The following is a 24,883-nucleotide window of genomic DNA, read 5'->3' as shown; positions in this document are numbered from 1 at the left end:
GATAAATCATTAACCTTCATTCTTGCGTCCTTCCCACTGATTGAACCAACAAAAAGCAAAAATTAGCATTGCTAATGTCAAACTAATAATTATTGATAAAGCAAAACGTATTGGAATAAATGAGACAACTTTTAAATTAAAGACTGCCATTGTATAAATTCGCACAAGGTGTCCACCCCAACTACTAGGAAAAAATGGCCAAAGCAAATTACCTAAATCTGTTAGTAACAGGGCTGCTAATAAAAATTCAAGAGCAGCACAAACTAAGCTAACATTATGACCAAACTTTAATTCCAAAAAGCTATGAACAAGATATGCTAAGCAGTTACTGCCCCAAAGTAACAAACACATTCCTAACAAATAACTTACATTAATTATTATTTTAGCGCGCATTATTTTGACCATACAAGTAAATGTACAAATCGCTAAAAAGCAAGAAATTAAGCTACTAATTAACAGATAACACAATTTAACTAGCAAAACCTGCCAACGCTTAGTTACACTCAAGAGATTAAAGCAGCCATTCTTTATTTCTTGTTCAAAAATACTGTAGCAAGCATAACTACAGGCAAATGGATAACTAAGCGCAATTACTAGGAAATAATTAATTAGAAAAGTAGTGAAACGATACTTAGTTATTAAGAAACAGCTGGCACCTAATATTCCTCCTAGTAAAGGCAGACCAACATGAATTACAAAATAATTTGTGTGACGTAATTTTAAAAACTCAGCTTTAAGCAAATTTATTAAATTCATAGTTTATCTTCTTTAAAGTAATGGCCAAGTATAACCACAAAAATTCCAAATAGTGCAATGGTAAGTAAAACACCTAGAAAAATAACATTCTTTGCATGTAGAAAACTATTTTTGGCTAACAAAACACCATTAGGATTAATACCCAAAATGGCCGCCATTAGTCTGGCCGGAATTGCAAAAGGAATCAGCCACAATGTCTTGCTGCCAGCAAAAGTTTGACTAGCAAAAAACATATTTACAATAAACATCATAATTAGCGTAAAGATTGCTGGTAATTTGAGTTCTAATAGCATCCCAAGTGGAATTTGCCAAGCAAAGCATACCGTCAGCAAGATAGTTGCCTGCAATACTTGTCCTAGAAATAACTGTTTGCCAAACAAACTTCCTACTCCCAAAACTAAAAGCATCATAATTATATTAGTAAATAACAGATAGCTGCAACCTGTTAAAATTTTGGCAAGACAAATTTTAAGGGTAGGAATTGGTGTTAACTTAAGGGTAAAATAATTTTGTTTTTTATCGTTTTCGAGTAGACAACTACTAATTAGGGCAACTTCTATCGGCAACATAACCATATACCACCAATTGAAGGCTGCTTGCTGTACTTGCTTTTCGGCTAGTAAAAAGCTTGCTAAAACTATCGTTACTAAGGGCAATAGCCATAAACTAAGAACTATAAAAGAGTGACGATTTTTAATCATTTCAGCTGTAATTAAATTTTGCATTCTACTCATCTACTGACCCTTTTCTTACTACCGTCATAAACAATTTTTCTAGTTCCTCAGTATTATTTGGTATTTTTCCTTGATAGCCCAACTTCCCAGTAGCAATAATCCCAATTTCATCGGCTACATTCTCAACCTCAGCTAAAATATGACTTGAAAAAATAACCGTAACTCCCTTTTTGGGCAGAGAACGAATTAACTTACGTAAAGATTCAATTCCCAAATGATCAAGTCCATTAGTTGGTTCATCCAAAATAAGTAAGCTTGGTTTATTAATCAATGCCAAAGCAATTCCTAAACGTTGCTTCATCCCCAAAGAAAACTGCTTAACCTTTTTCTTACCTGTATTCGTTAAGTCAACTATTGCCAATACTTCACTAATTTTCTCTTTTGTTAAACCTAAAGAAGTTGTCCTAACCAACAAATTTTCAAATGCAGTTAAGTTGCCATATAACGGCGGTGTTTCAATTAGCGCACCAATTTCATTTAAGTCCTGCCTTTGCCATGGCTTGCCTTTATAATAAATAATGCCGCTAGTTGGTCGAACAATTCCGGTAATCATTTTAAGCGCTGTCGATTTTCCCGCACCATTTGCTCCTAATAGGCCATAAACTGTATTTTTAGGAATTGCTAACGATAAATTCTTGATTACTTCAGTTTGACCATATTTTTTAGTCAAATTTTTTGTCGTTATCAATAATTCATTATCATTCACTGTCTAACCTCCCTTTTTTAATAAGTTTAGCAACCAGTTATCAGGAAATTATAAAGTAAAAAAATAAAAGTATGGATTCTCCATACTTTTATCCTTGTAAATTCTGCCATAATTCTTGCATATCAAGCGGCTCTGGAATTTTAATTTCTACTTGCTGATCCAAAAATGGATCCAGAAAAGCTAAATAGTAGCAGTTCAAGGCTTGCCTTGTAAAGTTATCAGCAACCCCATACAACGGATCGCCAAATAATGGATGCCCAATCGACTGCAAATGAACGCGAATTTGGTGGGTGCGACCAGTAAATAAACGTAATTCAACTAGACTTGCACCTTTGACTTGCTCCAAAACACGATATTCAGTCGCAGCTGATTGACCAGTAGGATCAACTTGACGAACAACGGTGCCATTTCTTTGACCAATTGGCGCCTTAATCATTCCGCTTAAATCATCTGCCGCAAAGTTGCCATGAACCACAGCATGGTATTTTTTTACAAAATCATCTTTACTTAACTTGGCAAAACGGGCGTGAGCAATTGGATTCTTGCCAATTAACACTAATCCCGAAGTATCACGGTCAAGGCGGGTAATTACATGCGGCTTAACTTCTTGCTGTTTATTCTTAGCAAAGTATCCTAAAGCGCGATTAACGAGAGCGTCATCGTCTTCATAACGTGAAGGAATGGACAAAACTCCAGCTGGCTTATTCACGACCAAGTAGTTAGCTGTTTCCTTAACCTGCACTAGCGGCTTATCAGAAGGACGCAGCCACGGATTAGTCTTTTCTTGACCTGGCACAAAAATAATTTCATCACCATCATGCAATTGATAGCTGGTATAGCGCCGTTTATGATTAACCAGAATTAGACCAGCATGATTTTTAGCATTATTGATAGCTTGTTTTGAAAAACCATTGTTCATTAAAAAAGCCCCTAACTTTTTAGGGCTTTTGCTTGTAAACTTTAACTTAAATAGTGTCATCTTTATCACCAATGAAGGCACTCTGAACTCGCGACCAGAACCGCGTGTGACCAAAGCGATCAAACTGAATTACCTTTTGTGAAATCCGGTAAGTAATCTTCTTGGCATTGCAAACATCAATGCGCTGACCGTCAATTGTCATCACCAAATGATTGGCATCTGGGACAATTGTAATCCACTGGTCAGGGGCAATAACAATCGGCGAAGACAGCGTGCGAAACACCCGATTATTAATTGAAGCAATCTCAGCCATTTGCAATGCTTTTAACCGCGGATGAATTACCGCACCGCCAAGCGACTTGTTGTAGGCAGTTGAACCAGTTGGCGTTGACACGCACAGACCATCGCCGCGAAAGTTTTCAAATAATTGACCTTCAATATAGACGTTAGCTTCCAAGGTATGTGAAACTCGTTTGACTGCCGATTCATTCAGAGCCAAAAAATGTTGTTTTCCACCCGCTTCGGTTTCAAGTTCAACTTCCAGTAACGGATAGCTGGTTGATTCCGGCTGCCGCAAAAAGAGTGCGTCAACCATCTTATCAACATCGTCACTGCGCCAATCAGTATAAAAGCCCAAATGCCCCGTATGAATCCCGATAAACCTGATTGAACTAATCTGAGATTCATAACGATGAAAAGCATTAATTAATGTGCCATCGCCGCCCACCGTAATTACTACATCCGGATACTTGGCATCAAAGACAACATTATCTTTTTGCTGCAGTAATTTTTTTAAATGCGCGACGACCCGCAACGTTTCCTCATTAGTATTATGAGCAATCGTTATTTTCATGATTTTTCCTTGCCCTTATTCTTGGTAAAAATCTTCTGCGCTTCTTGAACTTCATCCTTAATTAAAGACATTTCCTCATCTAACTTATATGCTGTTTCCGCTGTTGACTTTAGACGCTTGGAAATGTCATCTGGATAAGAACCTTGATACTTATAATTTAAAGTATGCTCAACTGTTGCCCAAAAGTTCATTGCTAATGTTCGCACCTGAATTTCGGCGAGCAATTTTTTCGCACCTTCTGGCAAATAAACGGTATACGAAATCACCATATGGTAAGAACGGTAACCTGAGGGCTTGGCATTTTGCACATAATCGCGTTCCTCCAAGACTTCCATGTCTTGCCGCTCATGGATTAAATCCACTACCTTATAAATGTCGTCAACAAACTGACACACAATTCGAATTCCCGCAATATCCTGCATGTCGGTTTCAATTACATCAGGACTAATTACCCGCCGGGTCATTTTTTCTTTAATCGAATCAACTGTTTTTACTCGACCAACGACAAATTCAATTGGCGAGTGTTCTCCCTTAGTTAAAAAGCTCTGTCTAAGGGCCCGAAATTTTACTTTTAATTCATTGACGGCCTCTGTATACGGCCATAAAAAGTTGTCCCAATCTATTTCCATTGAAATAATTCCTTTCTCAAACAGCAACTTCATTTTACCATATAATAAGAGTAAACAGATTGGAGTAATGATAATGACTAAAAATACTGAAATTGAAGCTAAAACATTATTAACTAAGACAACCTATCAACAATTATGTGCCGCCTTTCCCATTAAAAGTGACTTCTTGCAGGCTAATTATTATTTTGATACGCCCGATGGCTTATTAAAGCAGCACCATATCAGCTGCCGCGTGCGAATATTCAAAGACCATGCAGAACAAACACTCAAAGTTCCCCACTCACAGCTTATTCAACATAACTTTCATGAAGCAGTTGAAATTAATGATGATTTAGAACTGGCTGCCGCGCAAAAATTTGTCCAGCAGGCAGAAAAGGGTACAGTTGCTGTATTTAATAGTAATGTTGAACGATACTTGCGAGATAATTTAGGTACGCGGCTTGAACTATACCTCCAAACTTTTAATAAGACACGCCGCATTTTAGCTGTTGGACCCGAAAATTGTGAATTAACATTAGATGCAACTACTTATCCGGATTCTTATATTGATTACGAATTAGAAATCGAAAATTCTAATCCTACTTTAATCAAAAAAGTCCTCATTTTCCTTGAAAACGACTATAACTTTAAGCAAACTAAAACTAATACTAACCAGCCCAAAATCGCACGTGCCTTTAGTCATCGTGTTAGAAGATAATTATGTGAGCGTATTCTTTGTTTATATATAAGTTATTTGGTAAAGTAATAGTTAATTGGTAATTTGAAGGAAGGATTAAAGATGTTTGAGATTTTTCTCTTTGTCAATCCGATTGGCATCTACTGTTATGATACAGAACTTTTAATCAAACAAGCCACTAATGAACTTAATATTGATACTTGTTTTAATTATATTCCGATTACTAACACAAAAGTAATTACAGCGGACGTTATTCGCCGCCGCAAAGAGGGGCAAAAGTTAACGGATGTTTCCAAATACACGATGGCCTCTTTTCAGACATTACATATCTATCATGCAATTAAGTTCGAATATGGTAATAAAAAAGCCCGTGCTTATTTGGTTGAGCTGCAACAGGCATTGAATGTTAACTTTAATCTCTATTCTGAAAATTTACAACGAAAAATTGCCAAAAAATTGAATTTAGATTTCAACAAAATCAATAATCCTAAAGCCAACAAATATATTGATAAATCAATTAAACAAGATATGGAACTTGCTGAGAAGATGAATGTCCGCAACACACCGACAACAATTATTTATAACGAAAGCGGTAATTACAACGGTATTTTACTGGAAGGTACCGTTGCTCACGATAAATTAATTAAGGTCTTAAAGCATGATTCTTGCTTACTCGAAAACTTTAACGAGGAAACTAAAGATTGTGACTTGCGTAAAACTAATCATCTGCGCCTAATTTAAATAGGTCAAAACATTATTAAGTTGACCTACATGGCGCATTTTACTAAAAATCTCATCCGGCAAATCATCAAAAGTAAGTTTCCTAGTATACAGGGCGGTCGCAATTGACTGTCCTGTTTTAGTTTGCTGAATTAATTGCCGAGCCAAATAATCACGTTGATCACCAGGATTAACTTGATATACTTGAAGTTGCGGCTGAAAGTGCCATAACTGCTTTAAACCTTGTGCGTTTAGCGCAAATGTCATTTTTTGATAATGAACCCGCGTAGTAACCGGTTCAAGTAAAATATTATATTTGAGAATTAATTGCTGCTTTTGGGGATTAATTTCTAGATAATAGTCATGCCACAGTTCATTTTCACGAAAAAATAGCAGCTGTGACTTTTTTAGTTGCCTGCGTAAATAATGTCTCTGGCCCACAACCCAGACATCAACAATCCCAATTTCAGAATACAATTGATGCCGATGGTTAAATTCTGACAAACTTAATGGTGCACACTGCACCTCAAACGCTAACTGCGGACTTGCCAGGACATCTGCTCGCAGCTGCCCTTGTGCCAGTGGAATTTCCACCTGTGCATCAAAGCCGGCTGTCCTTAACGCCTCTTTAAGTAGTAACTTGCTCTGCGCATGTTCCGCCCTTTCTCCCATCATATTAGCTGTCTTAGCTAAATGCTTAAAATACGCGCCATCTGCCTTACTAATAAGCTGCACACGGTGATGACACCGCGGACAAAAATAATTTCTTACTGATTTACTTTTAGTCTGTGCCTCAACTGTCGCTAAGACCAACTGATTATTCAATAATGCTGCGTACAAATTTATCACCTAAATTTACATACGCAAAAAGGCAAGTAACTTACTTGCCTTTTTAATTAACGATTACTTTTTATCAAAATACTTACGTAGTTGTCCCAGTGCATCACAGGCAATTAGACACTTCCCCGTTGTGCGTACCCGCGCCATCTCACTGGCCTTGACTTTAATACCATACTCATTGGCAATTGCCCAAGCATCTGCAGGTTTGATTTCTGCATAATTTTCATTATTGAATGTTAACTCTAAGAAAAATTCTCCTCGCTCAAAATAAAGACTTGAGGACAAATCATTAGCTCGCAAATTATCTGCTAATTCAGTTAATGGATCTAAATCCTTAAAGCTGTATGCCTGCTTCTTTTGAAACTTCCAAAATGGCTTCTTAACCTGCGGTTGCGAATTATCTTGAGAATTGCTAACAGGATCTTCTTCGGCTTCAGGCTCTTCTGGTTCCTCATCAGAATCCAAATCAATAAATGTTTTACGCGAATCTTCAGTTTCTTTCTCAGTTTCAGCTTCGCCGCCAAACATTTGCGTCAAATTATCGCGATCCTTATTCGTTACCTTGCTAATTAACAAGTCTAAGCCGCCATTATTTGGCATTACTTGGAAGGTTACTGGCGCGTCCTGACTAAAGGAATGGTCGGTATCAACTTCATCCAAAATTGAATAAAAGAAATGCTGGATTTTATCCCGATCCCCTAATAAATCTAAAACTTTTAAGCCACGACTAGCTAACTCATTCTTATCTATTCGGACACGAATAGTATTTTCATTAATATGATCAACTTGCACGAGTTTTCACCTCCATTGGATTCTTTTATCCATTGTAGCGTACTTTGAAGATAAAATAAAAGCGTTAGTTTAAAAAACTAACGCTTTTTATTAAAAATATAGCTTGATTATAAGTCTGCAATCTTTTGCATTTCTTCGAGCTCAAGCCGACGAACTTTCCGTGGCAAGAACCGACGAATTTCATCTTCATTGTAACCAACTTGCAAGCGCCGATCATCCATAATGATTGGTCGTCTTAACAAACTTGGATTCTTTTCAACCAAATTAAGCAATTGGTCAATCGATAAATCATCAAGGTTAACTTTTAACTGCTGAAAAGCTCTTGAACGCGTTGAAATAATTTCTTCGGTACCATTTTCTGTCATCCGCAAGATTTGAATAAGCTCGTCTTTAGTAAGAGGTTCAGAAAAAATATTTCTTTCTTTAAAAGCAATGTCATGCTTCTTTAACCAAGCCTTAGCTTTACGACACGAGGTACAACTCGGAGATATATATAAATTAACCATATATTTCACGCTCCTTTGAACAAATACTACTTCTTATCTATAATCTATTATAGCATATTACTTCTTTTTTGTAAGTAGTATTTTTGTAATTAACTATATTTTCATCTTACAAATAAAAAGTGAATAAATTATGACTTTTTTATCAAGAAAGTTTAAAGCTAAACAAAAAATAGTACATCATCTTTGATAATGTACTATTTTTTTATTCTGTTATTTGTCAACTTGATTCATCAAGTCAGCAACTAACTGTTCATTTTCTTCAGCAGTTTCAGAAATATAACATGCCTTATTTGCCAGTTCCTTGAGATCCTCAGTGTTAAGCTTCTTCATTAAGCTTCTAATTCGCAAAATAGAAGTTGCACTCATTGAGTATTCATCAAGACCCATTGACAATAAGATTGGGAACATGGTGCTGTCACCTGCAGCTTCACCACACATGCCACACCAAATACCATTTTCGTGAGCTGCATCAATTGTATGCTTAATTAACCGCAATACTGATGGGTTAGCAGGTTGGTACAGATAAGAAACATTATCGTTACCACGATCAGCAGCCATTGTATATTGGATCAAGTCATTAGTTCCAATTGAGAAGAAATCAACTTCTTTGGCAAATTGGTCAGCCAAAACTGCAGCAGCCGGAACCTCAATCATCATCCCGACTTCTAAGTTATCGCCAACTTTGACACCATCATTAACTAACTTAGTCTTTTCTTCAGCTAAAATAGCCTTGGCCTTGCGTAATTCGTTCAAGGTACCAATCATTGGGAACATAATTCCTAACTTGCCGTAAGCAGAGGCTCTAAGCAATGCCCGTAATTGGGTGCGGAAAATGTCTTCATTCTTCAGTGACAGTCTAATGGCACGAATACCTAAGAATGGGTTCATTTCGTCTGGCAAGTCCCAATAATCAAGGTGCTTATCGCCACCGATATCCATTGTCCGAATAATAACTTGCTTGCCGTGCATTCCTTCGATAACTTCTTTATAAGCCTCGAATTGTTGGTCTTCTGTTGGGAAGTCCTTAGAATCCATGTACAAAAATTCAGTCCGGTACAAGCCAATCGCTTCGGCACCATTATCATTGACACCTTGCATATCGTTTGGTGTACCAATGTTAGCTGCAATGGTGAATTCCTTGCCGTCAGCTGTAACTGATGGTTCATTCTTCAATTTTTCCCATTCAGCCTTTTGGGCTAAGAAAGCTTCACTCTTTTGCTTGTAATCAGCAACTTGAGTATCACTTGGCTCAATGACAGCATCGCCATTTAAACCGTCGACTACTAAAGTCTGACCGTTCTCAACATCAGCAGTAATTGACTCAGTACCAACAACGGCTGGTAATTCAAGTGACCGAGCCATAATTGCTGAGTGCGCAGTCCGACCACCAATATCAGTCACAAAGCCCTTAACAAATTGTTTGTTTAATTGAGCAGTATCACTAGGAGTCAAATCATGCGCAACCACAATAACTTCATGGTCAATTGCAGCTGGATTAGGCAATTCTTTATTCAAAAGATGAGCCATGATTCGCTTAGAAACATCGCGCACATCAGCAGCACGTTGTTGCATATAAGCGTTGTCAGTCATCCCTTCAAAAATTGCAATAAACTTTTGTGCAGTTTCATCAAGTGCGGCTTCACTATTAATTTTTTGGTCTTTGATTTCAGTTTCAATGGCTCCTGTAAATTCAGGATCATTTAAAATCATCAAATGGGCTTCAAATACTTGAGCTTCGTCCTCGCCTAAACTCTCTTTAGCGCTGTCACGAATTGCTTCAACTTCTGAAGTCGAAGCAGTGATCGCATTTTTAAAGCGATCTAATTCACTAACAGCATCGGAAACAGTGGTCTTCGTAAATGAAAGATCTGGTTCTACCAAGAGATAAGCGGGTGCCACAGCGATACCATCACTTGCAGCAATTCCTTTTAAAATCTTGGTCATTATTCAGCTAAACCCTCTTTTTTCATTGTATCTGAAATAGCGGCAATAGCGTCTTTTTCATCATCACCATCAGCAGTAATTGTAACATCAGCACCCTTACCAACACCAAGTGACATAACACCCATGATTGACTTCAAGTTAACTGACTTACCGTTATACTCTAAATTAATATCTGAACCAAACTTCGAAGCAGCTTGTACTAAAAGTGTAGCTGGACGAGCGTGAATACCTGTTTCTGCAACAATATGAAAATCGCATTTTTCCATTATAATTATCTCCTTTAAAATTGAAAAATCAAAACGGTAGTAAATACCTACTCGAGTATTAGACTATCATTTTTTTGTGAATTAGACAACATAAATGTAACAGTTTACATCATTAATTTTCAGACTTTGACTGTGAATAAATTATTTTTCCACCACGTAAAGCACGGCCAGTAATATTTTGCCGTTTGCCAAACGCCCGCAAGGCTGCTTGAAAATCAAAGGCATCTTGGGGAGCAACTTCATATTGGTCAAGCTCCCCTTCAGCCAACTGTTCAAGAATTTTTTGATAATCCACTAAATATCACCGTCTTTTTTATCTTTTTGTTTAATGACCACTGTTATTTTAACATATTTATTGAACTTACAAAAAATAAGTTTTTCAGGTTTTAGCACTTGATTATTGAGAGTGCTAATTATATAATTTAGTAAACTTGAAATGAAAGGCGGTAAGTGTAATTGCTTTGTCAAAACTGTCAAAAGCGGCCTGCTTCCATTCACCTTTATGCCAAGGTTAATGGTCAAAGTCGCGAAATTAATTTATGTGGACAATGTTATCAACAACTTAAACAACAAGGAAATATCAATATGAATAATGACAACAACGGTTTCTTCGGAGACTTTGATGACTTATTTAATAGTATGAACGCAAATAACGCGGCATTTAATAATGCTAATTCCGAGCATCCGCAACACGTTAATAATGGCGCCGGCGGTGGTCATTCACTACTCGACCAATATGGTACTGACTTAACAGCACTAGCTAAAAAGGGCAAAATCGACCCAGTTATTGGTCGGGATAAGGAAATTGCCCGCGTAATTGAGATTTTAAATAGAAGAACTAAAAACAATCCGGTATTGATTGGTGAAGCCGGCGTTGGTAAGACAGCAGTTGTCGAAGGACTCGCCCAACAAATTGTTGATGGGTCAGTTCCTGCTAAATTACAGGACAAGCGAATTATTTCACTAAATGTCGTTTCACTTGTTCAAGGAACTGGTATTCGTGGTCAATTCGAACAGCGCATGCAGCAATTAATTAAAGAATTGCAACAGCACGACGACATTATCTTATTTATTGATGAAATTCACGAAATTGTCGGTGCAGGTAACGCTGAAGGCGGAATGGACGCAGGTAATATTATTAAGCCTGCCCTAGCCCGCGGCGATTTACAACTTGTCGGCGCAACCACCTTAAAAGAATACCGTGAAATCGAAAAAGATTCTGCACTTGCTCGGCGCTTCCAACCTGTTGATGTTAAAGAACCATCTGTTACGGAAACCATCCGTATCTTAAAAGGAATCCAAAAACGTTACGAAGATTATCACCATGTTCACTATACTGATGATGCCATCAAATCAGCAGCTGAATTATCAGAACGTTATATCCAAGATCGTTTTTTGCCTGACAAGGCCATTGACCTGCTTGATGAAGCTGGTTCAAGAATGAACTTGACCATTCCTTATGTTGATAAGGACAAGCTCAAGGAACGCATTACTGCTGCTCAACAATTAAAGCAAGAATCATTGAAAAACGAGGACTACGAAAAGGCCGCATATTACCGCGACCAAATCGAAAAGTACAATAAAGTAAAAGACCAAAAGATTGATCCTGACAAGTCCCCAGTTATCACCAGCAAAATTATGAACAAGATTGTTGAAGAAAAAACTGGTATTCCTGTTGGCGACTTGCAAAAGCAAGAAGAAAATCAGCTACAAACTTTAGCACCTACCTTAAAAGCCCATGTTATTGGGCAAGACCAAGCCGTTGATAAAGTTGCCCGCGCAATCCGCCGCAACCGCATTGGCTTTAATAAGTCCGGTCGCCCAATTGGTTCCTTCTTATTTGTTGGTCCAACTGGGGTTGGTAAGACAGAACTAGCTAAGCAATTAGCCAAGCAAATGTTTGGTTCAAAAAATTCAATGATTCGTTTTGATATGTCAGAATTTATGGAATCCTACTCTGTTTCCAAATTAATCGGTTCTGCTCCTGGCTATGTTGGTTATGAAGAAGCAGGTCAATTAACCGAACAAGTTCGTCGTCACCCTTACAGCCTAATTTTACTTGATGAAATCGAAAAGGCAGACCCCTCAGTAATGAACCTGTTCTTACAAATACTAGACGATGGGCGCTTAACTGACTCACAAGGTCGGACCGTTTCCTTTAAAGACACGATTATCATCATGACTTCTAATGCTGGTCAGGGAATTAAGAATACTAGTGTTGGCTTTGCGGCTGAAAATACAGATGAAGAAAAAGATTCTGCTAGAAGCTCAATGAGTCAATTCTTCAAGCCTGAATTTTTAAACCGGCTTGATGATGTCATCGAATTCAACGAGTTATCAAAGGAAGATTTAGTTAAAATTGTTAACTTGATGCTTGATGAAACTAACAGCATGGTTAAGAATCAAGGCTTGCAAATTAGTGTAACTGATGATGCCAAGAAGAAATTAATCGAGGAAGGTTATAATCCAGCTATGGGTGCACGACCTTTACGCAGAATAATTCAAGAAAAAATTGAAGACCGCGTAGCCGACTTCAAGCTTGACCATCCAGATGCCAAGAACTTAATTGCTAGTCTTATTGATGACCACATTGTAATTAATGAGCAACTGGCTACTAGTGAAACAGCAGTTTCAGACACCGAACTTTAATTAAAATATAAAGAAAGCATGATTACTGTAAATTACAATAATCATGCTTTTATATTGGGAAAAAATAATAATTTAGCGTTATACTAGAGTTAATAAAACTACTACAAGAAACGGGTGAAATCCATGCATTTAATAGATGTAACCAATAGCTATCGGGATTTAGTTCACAGTCAGCTTAACTCAACTGACGTGAACTATGTCAAAGTTTATTCTTTAGGCAATACTTCTGTTATTTATACTGAAAGTGACAAGGCAATCGGGATTGCGATCGAAAACCACGACCGCCGCGTCCGTAAGGATGAGGTCGAATTCATTATCAAACGTTTGATTAAAGAAAATGATCCTTCATATTTAGTAACCTTTGATAAAAATCAACGCGTGGTCGAAATTCACGTTGATAAATAAGATAGTTATTGCTAGTAAAAGGCACTTTAAGATGATTCTTAAAGTGCCTTTTTTTATTTATTCTGACTTATCGCAAAATCCAATTAACAATTACAATAAATAATGCTAACATTATTTTAATTTTCAAATAAGTAAATTTAACTATGGGTATCGACAAATGAAAAAGAAAGAAATCAAAAATTTAAGTGAGGGTAGATTTTTTCACCTGATTAACCTTGAACGCAGGATTAGCAGAATTGTTGGTGTTATTTCATCATGTTATGTCTGTTTCTTAATCTGGACGGTCATGACTAACTTCGGCGTTTTTGCCAAAACAATTTCCGTAACTTTTGTTGTTTTAGCTATTTATTTTTCAATCTGTGCCATCTTGGACATTAAAGATAGAATTAACCGCCGTAAACAGGAGAAATTAGAACATCAGAAAAATGGTTGACATTAATTGCCAACCATTTTTTTGAATTTTTAAAGTTTTTCAGTTAATTTAACATCCGGATACTTATCTTTAAAGAAGCGTTCCGCAAATTGATTTTCAAATAAGAAGAGCGGTTGATCATAGCGATCCTTAACCAGCAGATTACGACTGTTCGACATTGCCGGATCAAGCTGGTCTGGATCAATCCAGCGAGCTACCCGATGACCGATACTGGTCATTTCAACATCTGAGTTATATTCATTCTTCATTCTGAATTTAAATACTTCAAATTGCAGTTGTCCAACAGCACCTAAAATATATTCGTCAGTCTGGTAATTGCGGTAAAGCTGAATGGCTCCTTCTTGAACCAACTGCGTCATCCCCTTGTGGAACGACTTTTGCTTCATCACGTTTTTGGCAGTTACCCGCACAAACAATTCCGGCGTAAATTCCGGCAATGCAGGATAGACAACCTTGCGCTTACCCGCGTAGATACTATCCCCAATTTGAAAATTACCGGTATCGTATAACCCAACGATATCACCAGCAACGGCATCAGTAACTTGAACACGTTCACTAGACATAAATTCCGTAGCGTTATTCAGCCGAATTGGCTTGTCCGTCCGCGCTAAGGTAACATCAAGTCCCTTCTTGAACTCACCGCTGCCTACTCTGACAAAGGCAATTCGGTCACGGTGATGGGGATTCATGTTAGCCTGAATTTTAAAGACAAAGCCCGAAAATTCTGAATCATCAGGATTCAATTCCTCGTCCCCGTTAACCAAATGACTTTCAGGAGCCGGAGCTAATTGCACAAAACTCTTTAAGAAGGTTTCCACACCAAAATTTGTTAGAGCTGAACCAAAGAAAACCGGTGTCTGGTCACCCTTAATAACTTTATCAAGGTCAAAGGTATTACCCGCTTCCTTAATTAAGTCAATCTCATCCAAAGTATCTTGGAATTGTGAATTTTGACTAAACGGTTCACTTGCTGGCAGTTTTCCGTCCTTATCTAATGGCAAAAAGCGGTCTTCGCCATCCTTACGGTACAATTCAACCTGATTATTGGCAATATCGTATAGTCCTTGCAGCGTTTGTCCTGAACCAATCGGCCAGTTCATTGCGACCCCTTCAATGCCAAGTAAGTCTTCTAATTCCGCAATTAGGTCTAGCGGCGGGCGACCATCACGGTCAAGCTTATTCATAAAGGTAAAAATCGGAATCCCGCGCTGCTTAACAACCTTGAACAGCTTTTTAGTCTGCGGTTCAATACCTTTTGCAGAATCGATAACCATTACGGCTGAATCGACAGCCATTAACGTCCGGTATGTATCTTCTGAGAAATCTTGGTGTCCCGGGGTATCAAGAATATTAATTCGTTTACCCTGATATTCAAACTGCATTACGGAACTGGTAACAGAAATCCCACGTTGCTTTTCAATTTCCATCCAGTCACTGGTGGCATAATGACCAGTCTTACGTGCCTTAACCGTTCCGGCATTGCGGATTACCCCACCAAAAAGAAGCATTTGTTCCGTAATCGTCGTCTTCCCAGCATCGGGGTGCGAGATAATCGCAAATGTTCTTCTTCTTTTTACTTTATCTAAAAGTCCTTCACTCATTAATTACTTTGCTCTTCTTCCTTTTGTTTTCCTTCCGGAATTGTCAATAACACCGTCAGAAGCCGTGACCGCATCATTCTTCTAGTTGTTAATACCATCCCGTTATCCAGTTTAACCGATAACTTTTCGCCCTTAGCCGGAATAATTCCTAGCTTGGTAATCATAAAGCCGGCAACAGTATCGACATCCTCCATCTCAAGGTCAGTGCCAAACTGTTCATTAAAATCAACCAGCGGCATCTTGCCATAAATGACATACTTATTAGGGCTAAGCTGGTTAAACAAGACTTCGGCATGATCGACCTCATCATCAATATTGCCGACAATTTCTTCAATCAAATCTTCAATCGTGGCTATCCCAACCACGCCGCCGTATTCGTCCGTCAAAATAGCTAGTTGCTGCTGCGTCTGCTGCATTTCAACTAGTAGTTCACTTAGATCAGTTGTTTCCGGTGCAAATAACGGCGGGTTCATCACATCATCATAATCAATATTGTCGAAGCCCTTTTCTCTTGCCTTACGAAGCACCGTGCGAATATGAATCACACCGATGATTTTATCCTTATCCTGCTGGTACACAGGGATGCGCGAATAAGGCTCACGCAAAATGTCATCAAGATTATCCTGAAAGCTATCACAGCAATCCACCATATACGCGTCAATCCGCGGGACCATTACCTCGCGGACCATCCGCCCTTGAAAATCCAAAACATTGTTTAGCATGGAGGATTCTGTTTCACTAATTTGCTTGTCTTCAAACAGTGTTGTAACTTCCTTAGCTAAATGTTCTTTGGTTTCTTCATCACTTGCAGGGGAAAATTTATTCTTAAATCGCTTAAATAAATTCCCCTTGGCAGGGTCGCTAGTCATAATTTTTGCTCTCTTTCTTAAAACATCAATATAAATAATAACATTATATCATGTACGCCCGTGATATGTTAGAATAGCACGTAAGAAACGAGGTTAATTTAATGAAAAAAAGTCACGTTCTACTTGTTTTTACATTTTTACTATTAATTCCCTACCTATGCAGCCTTTTAATTATCGGTATCGGCTACGATGCGCTAGTTCTGCATTCGGCCGACTTATTCAGAACAACTATCGGCGCGCTAGTTGGCGCGATTATCATGTTTGCCATCAAAGCAACAATCCAACGCCCCGTTGATTTATTAGCCGTTGCCGTTGACGACGGCTTTTTTAAACAATTATTGCGTTTTTTCAGTATTAGACGGCGCTACTTGCTACTGTTTGCCAACATGGTACTTGACTTCATTCTTTGCTTTGCGGCAACGTTTTTAGTCCGTAATTGCCTGACACTTGACCAGATTGTCGGTAAATCTGTCGGCATTGTCTTTTTGGTAATGCTTTTGTCAACCTGCCTTGGCGCGTATGTCGAATACGATAACTTATCAATTGACCCCAAGCAGCATTAATTACTTACTGTCCTCAAGATACAAGTCTTGGAACAGTTTTTTTGTATCTAAATCTAGACTCTGCAAAATATATGGCGTGGTACTATCGCCCATATTCTCATAAACCTGAGTCCCTTCTTCGGTTACTTTTTGGATCAGTTCCGGCAAGACAAAGTTAAGCGGCTGATTAAAAAAGGCTAAACTTTGCTCAGACAATTCAACTCGGGCAACCTGAGTTCGCGGCAGGACAAACTTCATTAATGTACTTGGCACTTCAACTTCCTTAGGAACAATTACGCCGTACCAATACATAAAATTTTCTGGGCCAAACACGACTAGGCTGCTGCGCTTGTTACTCAAATGGTTCGACTTCAAAAACTGCCGAAAAGCAGGATCATTTTCCATTTTCAAGTTACAGCCGGAAAACGATTTTTCCTGATCCATCATCGCGTCAGGAAATGGTCTTCCGACAAAAATCAATTCTTCTTGTGCTTGTTTCATTATTCTTCTCCTAATATTCAGCTAATTCAGCCAGCGGAATAATTTCACCAGCTAAAAACGCATCAATTTCATTACTGGCAAAACCGTGAGCAAACAAATAATTACGAATCTTGCGGTCGCGTTCGCTTTCTGGCAGCCTGCGAAAACGTTTATAGGCTTTGACCCCTTGCTTTTTGAGTGCTTCAACCTGTGCCTCAGCGTCTGGCTCTAAATCTATTTCGGCAATAACCAGTGAGGCAATACCACTAGAAAAGCCGTGACTCATGAGCTTGGAATTCATCTTGCGCTGCAATTCACGCTCGGATACCTTACCAACCTGACTTTTCAGGGACTTTAATACCCGCAAGCCTGTATCCAGCCAATCTTCATCGGCTATTGCAGTCATTTCTTCTTGAATAATTGCTGGATCAATTCCCTTTTGGGTTAACTTACGTGTCAAGGTCAACGGTCCATCAGTCCCGCTGCGCAGACTCTGCTTAATTGATAAAACGGTATATTTGCGATCATCCAAAAAGCCCATCGCACTTAGCTGCGTAACTGCACTTTGTGCAGCTTCATCGTCAATCTCGTGCTTTTTTAAATATTGTAAGACTTCATAAACTGTACGTGCTTGGTAACTTAGATAATTTGAAGCTAAATTAGTCGCCTTACTGTCGGCATCAAACTTTTTAACCGTCGCTAATTCTTCAGGTGTCAGTTCCTGCCCTTTTAACAACATAAACTCGGCAACGGTCTGCTCACTAGCTGAAAAAGCATACTGCCCATCCAAAAAAATATTGTAACGTCCCGGTCGTTTTTGACTGCTGACTTTAGTAATGACTGGCATTTTAACCTCAACTTTCTAATTCTTAACCTCACCCTATATGCTAGCAAATTTTCGTGTTTCTTGCTAAAAACTTTTTCTGAGGAGTACAATAAATTATTAATAGTTAATTATTTATTGTAGAAAGAACATTATGTACAAAAATTTCAAACGAAACCAACCAAAAGAAAAAGACGTAATTATTACCATTAAGCGTCTTGGCATTAACGGTGAGGGCATCGGCTACTACCGTAAGAAGATTATTTTTATTCCTGGAGCTTTACCAGGTGAAGTCGTCGTTGCTAAAATTATCAAAGATTTTCCCCATTACCTTCAAGCTGAACTTGTCCGCATTAAAGAACAAAGTCCTGATCGCGTTGCCTTCCCTAAAGGCGTTAATCCCGCAATCGGCGGTCTTGAACTAGCACATTTGTCCTACCCTAAGCAATTAGAGTTTAAACGTGACAATGTACTTGAAGCCTTAGAAAAATTCCATCCCCGCGGCTATCGTAAATACAAAGTTAAACCGACCATCCCGGCCCCAAATGAATGGCACTACCGTAACAAAGCACAGTACCAAATTGAGCAAGATCACGGTAAAACTAACTTAGGCTTGTTTGCGCCAAATTCACATCATCTTTATGACTTGCCAAACATGCCAACCCAAAGTGAAGCTACGCAAAAGATTGAACGGCAAATTAAGACCTTAGTTGAAAAAATGCACGTGGCTGTTGCTAATCCTTACCGGCATACTCCCGGTCTGAAGACTATTGTTGTTCGCGAAGCCGAAGCTACCCAAGAAATTCAAGTAACCTTAATCACTGTTGGTCATGAAATCAAGAACTTGTTGCCGTTAAGCCAAGAAATCATGAAATTACCTGGCGTGGTTAGCGTTTATCAAAATGAAACTGACTGGCGTAACCCACAAGTCTGGGGCAATAAAACCGAAAAACTTGCCGGTAAAAACAAGATTACTGAAGAAATCTTGGGTAAAAAGTTTGCCTTGTCACCGCGGGCCTTTTTCCAACTAAATCCGCAACAAACCGCCAATTTGTACTCGGAAGCGTTGAAGTTTTTAGATCTTGACCAAGATGCAACCTTAATTGACGCGTACAGCGGTGTTGGTACCTTAGGTATCTTAGCTGCAGAACACGTTAAGCAAGTGATTGGCATTGAAACCATTCCAGAAGCCGTTGATGACGCTAAACACAATGTCGAACTCAACCACATCAAGAACGCCGATTATCTTCAAGGCAGTGTTGAAAAAGTTTTGCCGCATTTACAAGAAACCGGCGTAGCAATTGACGCCTTAATCGTTGACCCCCCAAGAACTGGGTTAGCTAAGAGCTTAATTAAAACGCTGCTCAAGATTAAGCCACAAACTTTTGTTTACATTTCTTGTAACCCATCAACTTTGGCCCAAGACCTCGTCTTACTATCTGAAGCTTATGATGTCCGCTTAATTGAGAACGTTGATATGCTGCCGCAGACTCCACGGTGTGAATGTATTGCCAAATTAACTTTACGCAAATAAAAAAACAGCTGCCATAATGGCAGCTGTTTTTGTTTGCGGATAAGGTATATTTCTACTATCTATTACATTATTAGCAGAGCATTTTGACAATATACAATTTTAGAGATTAAATTTTTGCTGATACGCTATCCACTTAGTTATCATAGCAATTATTGTAATCGCTTGCAAATATTAAACTTTATTTAATGTATTGGGCTAAGAATTGACTAACATGTGCTTTGTAAGCTGCGGGATGATCCTCATAAGAATTAGCATGTTTGGACTTTGGAGCAATCCAAAGCTGCTTAGGACCTTGAGTCGCACGATAATTACGATAAACCATCTTAGTTGGCACAAAAGTATCATTACCGCCGTGAATAAACAACATTGGTCGATGATTTTGGTGCAACTGATTGATACTTGAACCATCTTTAAGGAAGTAACCAACTTTAACGCGATTAATTCCACTCAAGATTTCAACCATTGGAAATCTTGGGAAAGCCGGCATATTATATAGAGCTTTAGCCTCGTGTTCAATTTCATCTTTGACACTAGTATAGCCACAGTCTTCGACAAATGCCCTAACCTGCTTAGGTAACTGCAACCCGCTGACCATCATCGTCGTGGCACCACCCATGCTAACGCCAAAGACAACAATTTGCTGGTTTTGACCGTTTTTAGCAAGTACTCGGTTAATCCACTTTTTGACATCGGCCTTTTCGACCCAGCCGTAGCCAATATATTTTCCTTGACTCTTGCCTTGGGCACGTGGATCTGGTGTCAAAGTATTGTAACCTAACTCATGAAATAGCGCGTCGTACTTGCCCATATCTTCTTTAACATTCATGTAACCTGGCAAGATAATTGCTGTTTTATGCGAATGTTTGCTAGGAATATAATTAGCATCTAGGCGGTACTTGTCATCAGCAGATTGCATGTGCCATTTTTCTTTATTAACCTGCTTGAACCATTTCTTCTGCTTGTAAAGCGGGTCAGACTTCTTAAGAACCTTACTTGAAGAAGACAAAAAACTCTTATGTCCCGGGACACAAGCCACCTTAAAGAAATAAAACCCGGCACCAGTAAATAACAGACAAATCAATAAAACAACGATAATTAATGAAAGCCATAATTTTTTATGTTTTAATTGTTTCAAAGAGTATAGCCAACTTTCTATCAAAAATATAATACGATTAGTATAACATTTTAGCTTTTGTATAGGTTAATAATATGAGACTCACAGATTTACTACAATTAACTAATGACTTAAATGCGCAAACAAGTTTTTATTTAACAATTAAAGAGCAAGTATTGCCGCTAGGACAATTAAAGATTACGAGCAGTAATTGTTTGCTTTATCCAGGAAAAGTCCCAATGACTAAAGCCAAAATCATCCACTTAGTCAAGCATTTGCACGGTCGCGCTATCCCACTATGGGTACAAGACGGCACTGAACGATTACCCATTTATGGCATCCAAATTTTACCGGAAACTAATTCGGTTAGACTAACTTAAAAAGCAGACTGTCACCAGTCTGCTTTTATTATTTTTGCCGATATTGGCGAATATGATTTTTCGTGCCAGCAAAGTACCAGTACCCCGCAGCTTCATCACTAACTAAGATTAAGCCATCAGCCGGATCTCTAAGAGCCATTGTAAAAATCTGCTCATATTCCGGAATTGTTAATTTTTGTCGCCTGCTTAGTAAATCTTGCGTTGCACTCGGGTTAAGCATTTTTTGATAATCTGCAACTGTTCGTCCCGAGAAGAACTCGCCCATCGCACCTGAGCCATAAGAAAAAAGACCAACTAAGGCATTATCTGCTAATGAGCCGTTTTCTAATAAACTCAATAAGCTTAAATAAAGTGACGCCGTATAAATATTCCCTACCACTCTGCCGTATTGCGCACCGGCTGTAAAGTTAGCCACCAAACGACTAATCGTTGCTTCATCTTGATTGACAACTGCTAACCGGTTAGCCTTTAAACCCATTTTGGTAAAGGGTAAATGATAGATTAGCGCCGCAAAATCACTTGTCTGCCAATTTTTTAATTTCTGATAATCCGTAAACGTTCTTTGAAAAAAGTCCAAGTAAACCTGGGTGGAATACTTACCGTCAACTAACGCGGTCGCAGAATTATTAGGCCGCCAAAAGTCATTAATATCCTGACTAAAGGCACTATGACCATCGTTTAAGGTCAAAATACGCGGCTGCGCCTTAATTAGCAAGCTGACGCTGCCCGCGCCCTGGGTAACTTCTCCCGCAGTCGCAATACCGTAACGAGCCAGATCACTGCCGATTACAATCGCGCTATGATGGGGATGCAAGCGAACATAATCGCGGGCAATCATCACACCAGCAGTCATGCCAAAACAAGCTTCCTTCACCTCAAAAGTTCGAACTTCTGGGGGTAAATTCAAGGCGCTTTTGACAAATAAAGAAGCAGACTTCGACTGATCAACACCACTTTCAGTCCCAAAAACCAGCAAGCCCACTTGCTCGCGATCAACTTGTGACAAATAGCTCTGTGTGGCGTTAATTCCCATTGAAACGGCATCCTGCGTCTGATCGGCAATACTCATCTGGCTTTGGCCAATGCCAATTAAATATTTATTGGGATCTTCATTGCGCGCGTGAGCCAAATCCACCATATCAACATACTTATTAGGCGTATAAAACCCTATCTGGTCAATTCCAACCTGCATTTAGTCTTCCCTTTCTCTAACTTGATGCAAAAACTTACTGGCTGCAGCTTCTGAATACTCACGATTTTGCGTCAATAACTGCAAAACCTGCTTTTTTTCTTGCGCAGTCGCGGATAAATTAGCTACTAAATTGCGAGCCTGCAGCTTCATGTGCCCTTTTTGGATACCTTCGGTCGCAATTGCCAGTAAGGCAGCCAGATTATTAGCCAGTCCCACTGCCGCAATTACATTAGCTAATTCTGCGGTGGTAATAGTTTTTCCTAAAATCCGGTAATTTTGTTGAACATCGGTGCGTGCCTTAATTGAGCCGCCAACTGTACCAATTGCCAGCGGCAAAGTCAATTCCCCAGATAAATAGTCGCCTTGAACTTCCCACTTGCTTAAACTTGTGTACTGCCCAGACTGACTAGCTAAAACGCCGGATGCAGCCGCAACCGCACGTTCATCATTGCCCGTTGCCATTAAGACGGCATAGACGCCATTCATAATTCCTTTATTGTTAGTCACAGCACGATACACATCGCGTTGACCAATTTGACTTAATAAGGCAATCTTGTCAGCAATCTCCGCCCCGCCAACTGCATTTACTGGCAATTTAACTTGGGCTGTCGTCAATTGACTAGGATAATTTGATAAAATCGCAAATAATTTTGAAGTAACTATCGGCAATTTTACCAATTGATCCGCTAAAAACTCCATAATTGCATTTACCTTATTGGCCCCCATGGCTTCAGCGGGGTCAACTAATACTTTCACATAAACAAGCTCATCTTCTTGCCGCAGCTCAATTTCTTTCACACCGCCGCCATGTTTAACCAAACTCGCAAATTCTTGATTAGCCAGTTCAATTAATTGGGGAAACTGCTCGCTTAATTTTTCTGGCTTAAAGTCAGTTGTGACCTGTAAAATAATTTGACCATAAATACCCTGACGCTTGCTTTGAGCAGTAACGCCGCCACATTTATTAAAAATATTACTGCCATGATTGGCAGCCGCCACAACTGAAGGTTCTTCTGTTGCCATTGGCACCCAATAAGAGTGGCCATTAACCAGCAAATTTTGCACTAAGCCTACTGGTAAACGTAATTGCCCTACAACATTTTCGCTTAATTGGTTAAGCTGATTTAACGTTGCCGCGTCAATGTCATCTAATTTTATTCCTTGTTTTACAAGTACGTCCCGTCGCTGCTGCGGCGTTAATCGATAAAACTTCATTTAATTCATCCCGATTAATTCACAGGCAATTGCTTGACCGCCACCAATGCAGAGAGTTACCAGTGCCCGCTTGCCATTAACATGATTTAGTGCATTAATTGCAGTTGTCACTAACCGCGTACCTGTGGCAGCTAAGGGATGCCCTAGAGCAATCGCACCACCAAAAATATTCAACCGTTCCATTGGAATTGCCAGGTCGCGAGCCAAGGCAACACTCGGGGCCGCAAATGCTTCGTTGACTTCAATTACATCATAATCCGTAATTTGACTAGCTGTTTGTTTCAATAACTTTTGTACAGCATAATACGGTGCATAACCCATATAAGCTGGATCAGTTCCGGACTCCGCAAATGCGCCCAAACGAGCTAACGGCTTGAGCTGCAGCTCTTTTACCTTTTCTGCCGTTGCCAAAAGTACCATACTGGCACCATCACTAAGTGGTGAAGCATTCCCAGCAGTGACTTGCCCATCTAGAGTAAAAGCGGGCTTGAGCTTACCTAACGCGTCAAGGCTGGTATCTGGGCGAATATTTTCATCTTGAACAATTTGGTGACCATTAATCTTGGTCGTAATTAGTTCCGGTGCAAAATATCCTTGCTTAACAGCTCGTGCGGCTTTTTGGTGTGACTCATAGCTGTACTCATCCATTTCTTGGCGTGAAACTTGATATTTTTCGGCGACATTTTCTGCAGTTATGCCCATATGCTGCCCAGAAAAAGCATCAGTCAAGCCATCAGTTAACATGATACTTTCAAGTGCCGGTGAATTTTTGGTGCTACTAAAATATGCGGCATTGGTCATGCTTTCACTACCGCCAACGGCAACCAAGCCAAAGTCTCCCAATTCCATCTGCCCTTGAGCTAGACGCAAAGCCTTCAAACTCGAACCGCAGACTTCATTAACAGTTACACTGCTGCTATTCAGCTTCATGCCAGCATTCAAAGCTATTTGCCGCGCCATATTTTGACCCAAGCCGCTTCCTAAAACATTCCCCATAAACAAAGCATCAAGGTCGCTAGCTTCAAGACTAATACTACGCAAAGTTTCGGTAAGTGCTAATTGACCCAAAAAGACCGCATCCTGATCAGCCCATTGCCCGCGATAACGACCAAATGGTGTCCTTTTCGCAGCAACAATAAAAATATCTTTCATTAACAGATTCTCCTACTAAAAGATTTATTTCCAAACCTTAGCAAATTTCGACACGTTTAACTAGTGGTTTGAGTGGTGTTAAGAAAAAGTTTAAAGTCGTTTTCAAAAATTTAGACAAAATTAAAAGCATCCTAAACCTAAAGTTTAAAGTGC

General features: G+C 39.2%; 28 protein-coding genes. 8 read left to right on the top strand and 20 right to left on the bottom strand.

The features are described 5' to 3' along the window. Positions 1 to 9 precede the first annotated feature (9 nt). From PT281_RS03550 to PT281_RS03525, 6 genes are all read right to left on the bottom strand, one after another. Positions 10 to 756 (bottom strand): lantibiotic immunity ABC transporter MutG family permease subunit, encoded by a 747-nt coding sequence (locus tag PT281_RS03550; protein WP_277152072.1) that lies wholly within the window; start codon positions 754 to 756, stop codon positions 10 to 12. Next, positions 753 to 1,481 carry a lantibiotic immunity ABC transporter MutE/EpiE family permease subunit gene (locus tag PT281_RS03545; protein WP_277152070.1) on the bottom strand — a complete coding sequence of 243 codons (729 nt, stop codon included), beginning with the start codon at positions 1,479 to 1,481 and terminating at the stop codon, positions 753 to 755. The genes PT281_RS03550 and PT281_RS03545 overlap by 4 nt, the downstream gene beginning before the upstream one ends. A gap of 1 nt (position 1,482) precedes the next feature. Further along, positions 1,483 to 2,196: a lantibiotic protection ABC transporter ATP-binding protein gene (locus tag PT281_RS03540; RefSeq protein ID WP_277152068.1), complete on the bottom strand. Its 714-nt coding sequence runs from the start codon at positions 2,194 to 2,196 to the stop codon at positions 1,483 to 1,485. 88 nt (positions 2,197 to 2,284) lie between these two features. Further along, complete coding sequence (locus PT281_RS03535) at positions 2,285 to 3,175, bottom strand: RluA family pseudouridine synthase (protein WP_277152066.1); 891 nt, start codon at positions 3,173 to 3,175, stop codon at positions 2,285 to 2,287. Beyond that, the gene (locus PT281_RS03530; protein ID WP_277152064.1) at positions 3,162 to 3,968 is read right to left on the bottom strand and encodes an NAD kinase; all 807 of its coding nucleotides are present in this window, start codon (positions 3,966 to 3,968) and stop codon (positions 3,162 to 3,164) included. The genes PT281_RS03535 and PT281_RS03530 overlap by 14 nt, the downstream gene beginning before the upstream one ends. Then, positions 3,965 to 4,597, bottom strand: coding sequence for a GTP pyrophosphokinase family protein (locus PT281_RS03525; protein ID WP_277131197.1), 633 nt, complete (start codon positions 4,595 to 4,597; stop codon positions 3,965 to 3,967). Before PT281_RS03525 ends, PT281_RS03530 begins: the two co-directional genes overlap by 4 nt. A gap of 73 nt (positions 4,598 to 4,670) precedes the next feature. Between PT281_RS03525 and PT281_RS03520 the strand changes: the two genes are divergently transcribed. Further along, positions 4,671 to 5,294: a CYTH domain-containing protein gene (locus PT281_RS03520; RefSeq protein ID WP_277152062.1), complete on the top strand. Its 624-nt coding sequence runs from the start codon at positions 4,671 to 4,673 to the stop codon at positions 5,292 to 5,294. Between the two features lie 81 nt (positions 5,295 to 5,375). Then, complete coding sequence (locus PT281_RS03515; protein WP_277152060.1) at positions 5,376 to 6,014, top strand: DsbA family protein; 639 nt, start codon at positions 5,376 to 5,378, stop codon at positions 6,012 to 6,014. Here the strand turns inward: PT281_RS03515 and PT281_RS03510 are convergent. The 6 genes from PT281_RS03510 to PT281_RS03485 all read right to left on the bottom strand — a co-directional run bounded on the left by PT281_RS03510 (position 6,006) and on the right by PT281_RS03485 (position 10,636). Continuing rightward, positions 6,006 to 6,833, bottom strand: a complete 828-nt coding sequence (locus PT281_RS03510; protein WP_277152058.1) for a competence protein CoiA family protein — start codon at positions 6,831 to 6,833, stop codon at positions 6,006 to 6,008. The genes PT281_RS03515 and PT281_RS03510 overlap by 9 nt on opposite strands. A 63-nt stretch (positions 6,834 to 6,896) precedes the next feature. Continuing rightward, positions 6,897 to 7,625, bottom strand: coding sequence for an adaptor protein MecA (locus PT281_RS03505; RefSeq protein ID WP_277152056.1), 729 nt, complete (start codon positions 7,623 to 7,625; stop codon positions 6,897 to 6,899). A gap of 107 nt (positions 7,626 to 7,732) precedes the next feature. Next, the gene (gene spxA, locus PT281_RS03500; protein WP_277131190.1) at positions 7,733 to 8,131 is read right to left on the bottom strand and encodes a transcriptional regulator SpxA; all 399 of its coding nucleotides are present in this window, start codon (positions 8,129 to 8,131) and stop codon (positions 7,733 to 7,735) included. Positions 8,132 to 8,341: 210 nt separating this feature from the next. Beyond that, positions 8,342 to 10,075 (bottom strand): phosphoenolpyruvate--protein phosphotransferase, encoded by a 1,734-nt coding sequence (gene ptsP, locus PT281_RS03495; RefSeq protein WP_277152054.1) that lies wholly within the window; start codon positions 10,073 to 10,075, stop codon positions 8,342 to 8,344. After that, the gene (locus PT281_RS03490; protein WP_277152052.1) at positions 10,075 to 10,341 is read right to left on the bottom strand and encodes a phosphocarrier protein HPr; all 267 of its coding nucleotides are present in this window, start codon (positions 10,339 to 10,341) and stop codon (positions 10,075 to 10,077) included. Before PT281_RS03490 ends, ptsP begins: the two co-directional genes overlap by 1 nt. Positions 10,342 to 10,453: 112 nt before the next feature. Next, the gene (locus tag PT281_RS03485) at positions 10,454 to 10,636 is read right to left on the bottom strand and encodes a hypothetical protein (RefSeq protein ID WP_277152051.1); all 183 of its coding nucleotides are present in this window, start codon (positions 10,634 to 10,636) and stop codon (positions 10,454 to 10,456) included. 161 nt (positions 10,637 to 10,797) lie between these two features. On the opposite strand from PT281_RS03485, the gene PT281_RS03480 reads away from it, so the two are divergent. The 3 genes from PT281_RS03480 to PT281_RS03470 all read left to right on the top strand — a co-directional run bounded on the left by PT281_RS03480 (position 10,798) and on the right by PT281_RS03470 (position 13,828). After that, the gene (locus PT281_RS03480) at positions 10,798 to 12,990 is read left to right on the top strand and encodes an ATP-dependent Clp protease ATP-binding subunit (RefSeq protein WP_277152049.1); all 2,193 of its coding nucleotides are present in this window, start codon (positions 10,798 to 10,800) and stop codon (positions 12,988 to 12,990) included. Between the two features lie 123 nt (positions 12,991 to 13,113). Continuing rightward, positions 13,114 to 13,395 carry a DUF1827 family protein gene (locus PT281_RS03475; RefSeq protein WP_277152047.1) on the top strand — a complete coding sequence of 94 codons (282 nt, stop codon included), beginning with the start codon at positions 13,114 to 13,116 and terminating at the stop codon, positions 13,393 to 13,395. A 157-nt stretch (positions 13,396 to 13,552) separates the two neighbouring features. Beyond that, positions 13,553 to 13,828 (top strand): hypothetical protein, encoded by a 276-nt coding sequence (locus PT281_RS03470; protein ID WP_277152046.1) that lies wholly within the window; start codon positions 13,553 to 13,555, stop codon positions 13,826 to 13,828. A gap of 29 nt (positions 13,829 to 13,857) precedes the next feature. Here PT281_RS03470 and PT281_RS03465 read toward each other — a convergent pair whose 3' ends face one another. Next, a complete protein-coding gene (locus PT281_RS03465; RefSeq protein ID WP_277152044.1) occupies positions 13,858 to 15,429 on the bottom strand; it encodes a peptide chain release factor 3 in 1,572 nt (523 codons plus the stop codon). After that, positions 15,429 to 16,298, bottom strand: a complete 870-nt coding sequence (locus tag PT281_RS03460) for a hemolysin family protein (protein ID WP_277152042.1) — start codon at positions 16,296 to 16,298, stop codon at positions 15,429 to 15,431. Before PT281_RS03460 ends, PT281_RS03465 begins: the two co-directional genes overlap by 1 nt. A gap of 101 nt (positions 16,299 to 16,399) precedes the next feature. On the opposite strand from PT281_RS03460, the gene PT281_RS03455 reads away from it, so the two are divergent. After that, entirely contained in the window at positions 16,400 to 16,861 is a 462-nt protein-coding gene (locus tag PT281_RS03455) for a hypothetical protein (RefSeq protein ID WP_277141308.1), read from the top strand. Here PT281_RS03455 and PT281_RS03450 read toward each other — a convergent pair whose 3' ends face one another. Together PT281_RS03450 and recX are read right to left on the bottom strand one after the other, a co-directional pair. After that, positions 16,862 to 17,341, bottom strand: coding sequence for a hypothetical protein (locus tag PT281_RS03450; protein WP_277152041.1), 480 nt, complete (start codon positions 17,339 to 17,341; stop codon positions 16,862 to 16,864). A 10-nt stretch (positions 17,342 to 17,351) separates the two neighbouring features. Beyond that, positions 17,352 to 18,167, bottom strand: coding sequence for a recombination regulator RecX (gene recX / locus PT281_RS03445; protein ID WP_277152039.1), 816 nt, complete (start codon positions 18,165 to 18,167; stop codon positions 17,352 to 17,354). A 130-nt stretch (positions 18,168 to 18,297) separates the two neighbouring features. Between recX and rlmD the strand changes: the two genes are divergently transcribed. Next, positions 18,298 to 19,677 carry a 23S rRNA (uracil(1939)-C(5))-methyltransferase RlmD gene (gene rlmD, locus PT281_RS03440; protein WP_277152037.1) on the top strand — a complete coding sequence of 460 codons (1,380 nt, stop codon included), beginning with the start codon at positions 18,298 to 18,300 and terminating at the stop codon, positions 19,675 to 19,677. A gap of 178 nt (positions 19,678 to 19,855) precedes the next feature. On the opposite strand, the gene PT281_RS03435 is transcribed toward rlmD, so the two are convergent. Next, positions 19,856 to 20,773, bottom strand: coding sequence for an alpha/beta hydrolase (locus PT281_RS03435; RefSeq protein ID WP_277152254.1), 918 nt, complete (start codon positions 20,771 to 20,773; stop codon positions 19,856 to 19,858). Positions 20,774 to 20,886: 113 nt separating this feature from the next. Between PT281_RS03435 and PT281_RS03430 the strand changes: the two genes are divergently transcribed. Further along, positions 20,887 to 21,171 (top strand): hypothetical protein, encoded by a 285-nt coding sequence (locus PT281_RS03430; RefSeq protein WP_277152035.1) that lies wholly within the window; start codon positions 20,887 to 20,889, stop codon positions 21,169 to 21,171. 28 nt (positions 21,172 to 21,199) lie between these two features. Here the strand turns inward: PT281_RS03430 and PT281_RS03425 are convergent, their stop codons facing one another. From PT281_RS03425 to PT281_RS03415, 3 genes are read right to left on the bottom strand one after another with little or no spacing between them, the layout of a single operon-like run. After that, a complete protein-coding gene (locus PT281_RS03425) occupies positions 21,200 to 22,363 on the bottom strand; it encodes a hydroxymethylglutaryl-CoA synthase (RefSeq protein ID WP_277152034.1) in 1,164 nt (387 codons plus the stop codon). After that, positions 22,364 to 23,578, bottom strand: coding sequence for a hydroxymethylglutaryl-CoA reductase, degradative (locus PT281_RS03420; protein WP_277152032.1), 1,215 nt, complete (start codon positions 23,576 to 23,578; stop codon positions 22,364 to 22,366). Beyond that, positions 23,579 to 24,730: a thiolase family protein gene (locus PT281_RS03415; RefSeq protein WP_277152030.1), complete on the bottom strand. Its 1,152-nt coding sequence runs from the start codon at positions 24,728 to 24,730 to the stop codon at positions 23,579 to 23,581. Positions 24,731 to 24,883 lie beyond the last annotated feature (153 nt).

This window comes from Lactobacillus sp. ESL0701 (assembly GCF_029433445.1).
Lineage (GTDB): Bacteria > Bacillota > Bacilli > Lactobacillales > Lactobacillaceae > Lactobacillus.
This window is presented reverse-complemented; position numbering and strand designations above follow the sequence as displayed.

Excerpts from the sequence above, each read along its gene's own strand:
- PT281_RS03550 (WP_277152072.1), bottom strand. The coding sequence starts at position 756 with ATGAATTTAATAAATTTGCTTAAAGCTGAGTTTTTAAAATTACGTCAC.
- PT281_RS03545 (WP_277152070.1), bottom strand. The coding sequence starts at position 1,481 with ATGCAAAATTTAATTACAGCTGAAATGATTAAAAATCGTCACTCTTTT.
- PT281_RS03535 (WP_277152066.1), bottom strand. The coding sequence starts at position 3,175 with ATGACACTATTTAAGTTAAAGTTTACAAGCAAAAGCCCTAAAAAGTTA.
- PT281_RS03530 (WP_277152064.1), bottom strand. The coding sequence starts at position 3,968 with ATGAAAATAACGATTGCTCATAATACTAATGAGGAAACGTTGCGGGTC.
- PT281_RS03525 (WP_277131197.1), bottom strand. The coding sequence starts at position 4,597 with ATGGAAATAGATTGGGACAACTTTTTATGGCCGTATACAGAGGCCGTC.
- PT281_RS03520 (WP_277152062.1), top strand. The coding sequence starts at position 4,671 with ATGACTAAAAATACTGAAATTGAAGCTAAAACATTATTAACTAAGACA.
- PT281_RS03515 (WP_277152060.1), top strand. The coding sequence starts at position 5,376 with ATGTTTGAGATTTTTCTCTTTGTCAATCCGATTGGCATCTACTGTTAT.
- spxA (WP_277131190.1), bottom strand. The coding sequence starts at position 8,131 with ATGGTTAATTTATATATATCTCCGAGTTGTACCTCGTGTCGTAAAGCT.
- ptsP (WP_277152054.1), bottom strand. The coding sequence starts at position 10,075 with ATGACCAAGATTTTAAAAGGAATTGCTGCAAGTGATGGTATCGCTGTG.
- PT281_RS03490 (WP_277152052.1), bottom strand. The coding sequence starts at position 10,341 with ATGGAAAAATGCGATTTTCATATTGTTGCAGAAACAGGTATTCACGCT.
- PT281_RS03475 (WP_277152047.1), top strand. The coding sequence starts at position 13,114 with ATGCATTTAATAGATGTAACCAATAGCTATCGGGATTTAGTTCACAGT.
- PT281_RS03470 (WP_277152046.1), top strand. The coding sequence starts at position 13,553 with ATGAAAAAGAAAGAAATCAAAAATTTAAGTGAGGGTAGATTTTTTCAC.
- PT281_RS03465 (WP_277152044.1), bottom strand. The coding sequence starts at position 15,429 with ATGAGTGAAGGACTTTTAGATAAAGTAAAAAGAAGAAGAACATTTGCG.
- PT281_RS03460 (WP_277152042.1), bottom strand. The coding sequence starts at position 16,298 with ATGACTAGCGACCCTGCCAAGGGGAATTTATTTAAGCGATTTAAGAAT.
- PT281_RS03455 (WP_277141308.1), top strand. The coding sequence starts at position 16,400 with ATGAAAAAAAGTCACGTTCTACTTGTTTTTACATTTTTACTATTAATT.
- PT281_RS03450 (WP_277152041.1), bottom strand. The coding sequence starts at position 17,341 with ATGAAACAAGCACAAGAAGAATTGATTTTTGTCGGAAGACCATTTCCT.
- recX (WP_277152039.1), bottom strand. The coding sequence starts at position 18,167 with ATGCCAGTCATTACTAAAGTCAGCAGTCAAAAACGACCGGGACGTTAC.
- rlmD (WP_277152037.1), top strand. The coding sequence starts at position 18,298 with ATGTACAAAAATTTCAAACGAAACCAACCAAAAGAAAAAGACGTAATT.
- PT281_RS03430 (WP_277152035.1), top strand. The coding sequence starts at position 20,887 with ATGAGACTCACAGATTTACTACAATTAACTAATGACTTAAATGCGCAA.
- PT281_RS03425 (WP_277152034.1), bottom strand. The coding sequence starts at position 22,363 with ATGCAGGTTGGAATTGACCAGATAGGGTTTTATACGCCTAATAAGTAT.
- PT281_RS03420 (WP_277152032.1), bottom strand. The coding sequence starts at position 23,578 with ATGAAGTTTTATCGATTAACGCCGCAGCAGCGACGGGACGTACTTGTA.
- PT281_RS03415 (WP_277152030.1), bottom strand. The coding sequence starts at position 24,730 with ATGAAAGATATTTTTATTGTTGCTGCGAAAAGGACACCATTTGGTCGT.